Origin of the sequence: Paramuribaculum intestinale (assembly GCF_003024925.1) — a bacterium.
Lineage (GTDB): Bacteria > Bacteroidota > Bacteroidia > Bacteroidales > Muribaculaceae > Paramuribaculum > Paramuribaculum intestinale.
Window position 1 is genome coordinate 1 of sequence record NZ_PUED01000170.1, and the last position, 4,978, is coordinate 4,978.

Here is a 4,978-nt window from a genome sequence, read left to right on the forward strand (position 1 = left end):
GAGGTATGACCGGCACCTCTTGGCACTCAACTTCTATCATTCCCCGTAAATTCGTTGATACACAAGCATCCACATGGATGAGCAAGGTATGTTGCGGGGCACTCGAAATAAATTCGGTGCCTCACAACCCTTGCTCTCCGAGGGTGCAGTTCTCCGCCAGAGTTGGAGAACCTTTCTACGCCTGCGGCGGCTCCTGCATGGCAATCCGCGATGCCTTTTCATTATAATATGATTAAAAACTCCAGCCACGGAGGGCGGCGACCTAAGGTTGATCCCTCCGTGAACCGCTATGTCGTGCGGTTCAACGCCAAGGAAAATGCCCGTTTTCTCGCCATGTTCGAGCAATCGGAGGCCGATAACAAGGCGGCTTTCATCAAGCATTTCCTCTTTCAGAAGCCTTTCAAGGTCTTCTACGTTGATGAGAACACCCGTATTTTCATCGACAGACTTTCCGGTTTCAATGCCCTCTATCGTACAATCGGTGTGTCTTACGACAATCTTGTCGCCACACTCAATCAGAATTTCACCGAGAAAAAAGCGTCTGCGGCACTCGAAGAAATCAAAAAACTGATGATTCGGCTCATCTCCGTCAGTCAGGACATCGCAGCTCTGGCTCAAAAATTTGACGAGGAATGGTCGCAAAAATCTCGTTAGGCAATTCGCTATACGGAGCCATCTGCTACAACGGGGAGAAAATCAACAAGGAGAAGGGCCGGTTGCTCGACACCAACAAAATCTACAATGACGGAACAGGCTCGGTTGACATCAAACGCGCCTTCGCCGATTTCATGCAGTGGATGCCATCAACGACAAAGACAGAGCGGCCGATGGTTCATATTTCCCTCAACCCTCATCCCGATGATGTTCTGACCGATGCCCAGTTAACGGCAATCGCCCGCGAGTATATGGAAAAGATGGGATTCGGTGACCAGCCATATATGGTCTATAAACACACCGACATCAACCGTCACCACATGCACATCGTGGCGTTGCGTGTAAGGACTGACGGTTCTTGCGTTACAGACAAAAATAATTTCTACCGCAGTAAGGAGATAACCCGTGAACTTGAGCGGAAATATGGACTGAAGACAGCCGAGAGCGAGAAGGTCACGCCTGAGACACCATTATTGAAGATAGATCCATCTGGTGATCTGAAGAAACAGGTTGCCGCAGCGGTCAAGATTATCGGTATGCGCTACCGGTTCCAGAGCATCGGCGAGTATAATGCGGTGCTTGGCCTGTTCAATATCAGGTGTGAACCTACCGATGGCAAGGTCAACGGTCGTGAATATCACGGATTGGTATATTTCGCCCTTGGTGAAGATGGCAAACCTATAGCGGCTCCGTTCAAAGCGTCACGCCTTGGCAAGTTCGCCGGACGGGAGGCTATCGACGGCAAGTATGAGAAAGCGAAAGAGAAAATCAATATCTCTCAGACAAAAGAGAAAGTTGCCGACGCGCTTGCTCATTGCTCCGGCAAAGATGATTTCATAGCAAGATTAAAGGAGAAAAAGATTGATGTCGTTTTCAGGTACACCGATGAAGGCAGAATCTATGGCGTGACATTCATAGACCACGAGACGTTTAATGTCCTAAACGGTTCACGTCTGGGCAAGACATTCTCTGCCAACGCGCTTGAAGCCAAATTCAATCCGTCGCAAGAGCCGGGTTCCCATCAGGAGCATACCGTTCCCGTTTCTCAACCGTCGGACCCGACAGACCAAGAGCCAAAACAAGAACCGAGGCAAGAGTCTGAGGGCAATACCGGGTCTGACAGCAGAACACAGCAGCAGACTCCTCCGGCAGCAAGTCAGAAGAGTCTGTTTGAAGATTTCGATGATAACTCGATAACCGGACTTGACCTGTTCCAGCAGTGGCAGTCGTACAATCCGGATGAAGAGGCGTTCATTCGCCGCATGAAGCGTCAGCACCGTCGAGGGCGCAAACATTAATACATATATAAATATGAGTCAGCAAGAAGATGACCTCCGGTCATTGGCCAAGATAATGGATTTTCTTCGGGCCATCAGCATTGTGCTGGTGGTGGCCAATCTCTACTTTTTCACGCGTGTGGAGACCGTTGACAGCAATGAGTTCTACATGGTGGTCGATAAAATCCTTAATAATTTCAACAGTGAGTGTGGACTTTTTGCCAATACGTTCAACTCAAAACTGTTCGCAATGCTTTTGCTTGCCCTTTCGTGCTTCGGCACTAAAGGGGTCAAGGACGAGGCGATAACGTGGCGTCATATAATTATTGTGGGAGCCGTGGGTATCGTGGTGTTTCTGTTCAATTCATGGCTTCTGCCTCTCGGCTACCGCTATATCTATATCATATCCACCATACTCGGATATATTGGTATGTTGATGTCAGGTATATGGATAAGCCGAATGCTGAAGAACAACATGATGGATGACCGTTTCAACGATGAGAACGAATCGTTCATGCAGGAGATACGCCTGTTGGAGAATCCCTATTCCGTAAATATCCCCACAAGATTCTACTACGAAAAGAAGTGGCACTCCGGCTGGATAAATGTGGTGAATCCGTTCCGCGCGTCGATTGTGCTCGGCACCCCCGGTTCCGGCAAGTCGTTTGCAGTGGTCAATAACTTCCTTAAACAGCAGATAAACAAAGGGTTTGCGCTCTATTGTTATGATTTCAAATTTGTGTGACGTGAAAAGTTGCATCAGTGGCTGTCAGCCGTTCATTCAGAGGAGTGAAAAGAGTTGACCTATTGTTTCGCCAATAGTAGCCTACGGCAGGTGCGTCTTATGATGTACCAAGCTGCTCGGACAAGGTAACCCTCCCGAAAGGGTCGAGAATGAACCGTGAGGGGACTTCAAGAACCGCAAGCATTATGCGGTTGGGGGGCTTGGCTTGACGGCATGGCTAACGCAAGTGAACTGTCAGAACCATCGTTAAGTCGAACAAGCTTACGAATGCTTACAAGCTTGAACCAAAACGGTGTGTGGCCGGATAACCCTGTGGATTTTGGGGTTACGCGAACAACAGAGCCACCGGTGGAGAGGCAGAGCCTAAACCGTCATTGGCACTGATGCAGAACACGGTAAGCCTATATATCTCCATGAGCAATCATGGTAGGTCGAACGCAAGGGAGGCACAATGGTATGTAGGTAAAGGAAATTCGGAAAAAGCGAACGCCGCTCTGTAACGGAGCGGATACGGATTGACCTCATTGCCATGTATGGCAGAGAGCCACATCATCCGACATGAAAGTGTGCAGACTTCCGATATGGTAACATTTTACAAGATAACTTTTAGAACTTATGAAAGGAGAAAAGCAAATGGACGAGCCTAAAAACTCGTGTGCATCTTCTGACCACAAGGAAGCAACTTGGGAAAACATTGATTGGAACAAGTGTGAGAAAGCGGTCAGTAAGCTACAAGCGCGTATTGTAAAAGCTCAGAAAGAGGGTAAGTTCGGCAAGGTGAAGGCTTTGCAATGGACTCTTACCCACTCGTTTTACGCCAAGGCATTGGCAGTAAAACGTGTCACTTCAAATGATGGCAAAAAGACTTCGGGCGTTGACAAGGTATTGTGGTCAACTCCGAAATCGAAATACAAAGCCATCTTCACACTCAGAAGAAGAGGCTACAAGCCTCAGCCTTTGAGACGAGTGTTCATAAAGAAGCACAATGGCAAACAGAGACCGTTGGGCATCCCCACAATGAAAGACAGAGCGATGCAGGCACTCCACCTACTCGCTTTGGAACCAGTATCGGAAACAACTGCCGACAACTATTCCTTTGGCTTCAGAAAGGAAAGAGGCACTGCCGATGCAATGGCACGTTGCCACACTCTTCTTTCAAAGAGGTACTCGCCACAATGGATTCTGGAGGGCGACATCAAAGGGTGCTTTGACCACATCAGCCACGACTGGCTGATGAAGCACATTCCAATGGATAAAACCATACTTGGGAAATGGCTCAAATGTGGGTATATCTTTGAAAACGAAGTCTTCCCGACAGACGAGGGTACACCGCAAGGTGGTATCATATCGCCAACGCTTGCTAATATGGCACTCGACGGATTACAGAAACTACTCGAAGACAACTTCCCTTGGGAATCAAAGAAAGGTTCTACGGGTTGGTACTGTCCGAAAGTAAGGCTTGTCAGGTTTGCAGATGATTTCATTATCACGGGCGAATCAAAAGAACTGCTGGAACAGAAGGTCAAACCGTTGGTTGCATCGTTTCTTGCGGAAAGGGGACTGACTCTGTCCGAAGAGAAAACGTTGATAACCCATATAGAAGACGGTTTTGATTTCCTCGGCTTCAATGTCCGCAAATTCAATGGCACTCTGCTGACGAAACCAGCCAAAGACCGCGTAAAGAGGATGTTGGAAAAGGTAAAGCGAGAGATACACCGCTCACGTGGAACTTCCCAACATGAACTTATCATGCGTCTCAATCCTATTCTCAAAGGATGGGCGAACTATTATCAATATAGTGCGGCCTCGGAAACGTTCCGAAAAGCGGACTTTCTAATCTTCAAGAAACTGTGGCGATGGGGAATCCGTAGGCACGGAAATAAGAACCGTACTTGGATTAAACAACGCTATTTCCACAAGATTGGGAATCGGGACTGGATATTTGCCACGACAAAAATTGACTCAAAGGGAGAAGAATACTTAGTACCGTTGACAATATTGTTCAATACAAAAATCCAGACATATCCGCAACTGAAATGTGACCTCAATCCGTTTGACCCCGAATGGACGGAGTACCGTGAAAAACGGCGCACCGTCAAAATGAAGATGTCGATGAGTGGGAAAAGGACGCTTTTCAATATTTGGAAAAGGCAGAACCAAAGATGTCCAATCTGTGGTGAACCGATAACGGTTGAAACACCGTGGCATACAATGATGTCATCCGTCAACGGTAAGAATTCATTGTCCATTGTCCACGAAAGCTGTTATCTGAGTGTGACACATAAAAAGAAGTGTAAGAATG

At 47.6% G+C, this 4,978-nt stretch carries 3 protein-coding genes and 1 pseudogene; all 4 read left to right on the forward strand.

Features of this window, described 5'->3' with window-relative positions:
* Window positions 1–162: 162 nt before the first annotated feature.
* Window positions 163–654, forward strand: coding sequence for a plasmid mobilization protein (locus C5O24_RS10720; RefSeq protein ID WP_133165539.1), 492 nt, complete (start codon window positions 163–165; stop codon window positions 652–654).
* Complete coding sequence (gene mobB / locus C5O24_RS10725; protein WP_107036587.1) at window positions 633–1,952, forward strand: conjugal transfer protein MobB; 1,320 nt, start codon at window positions 633–635, stop codon at window positions 1,950–1,952. Before C5O24_RS10720 ends, mobB begins: the two co-directional genes overlap by 22 nt.
* Before the next feature lie 13 nt (window positions 1,953–1,965).
* A pseudogene (locus tag C5O24_RS10730) lies at window positions 1,966–2,670 on the forward strand (YWFCY domain-containing protein); the annotation flags it as partial.
* A 639-nt stretch (window positions 2,671–3,309) separates the two neighbouring features.
* On the forward strand, window positions 3,310–4,978 hold a 1,669-nt coding region (gene ltrA / locus C5O24_RS10735), incomplete at its 3' end, for a group II intron reverse transcriptase/maturase (RefSeq protein WP_107681812.1).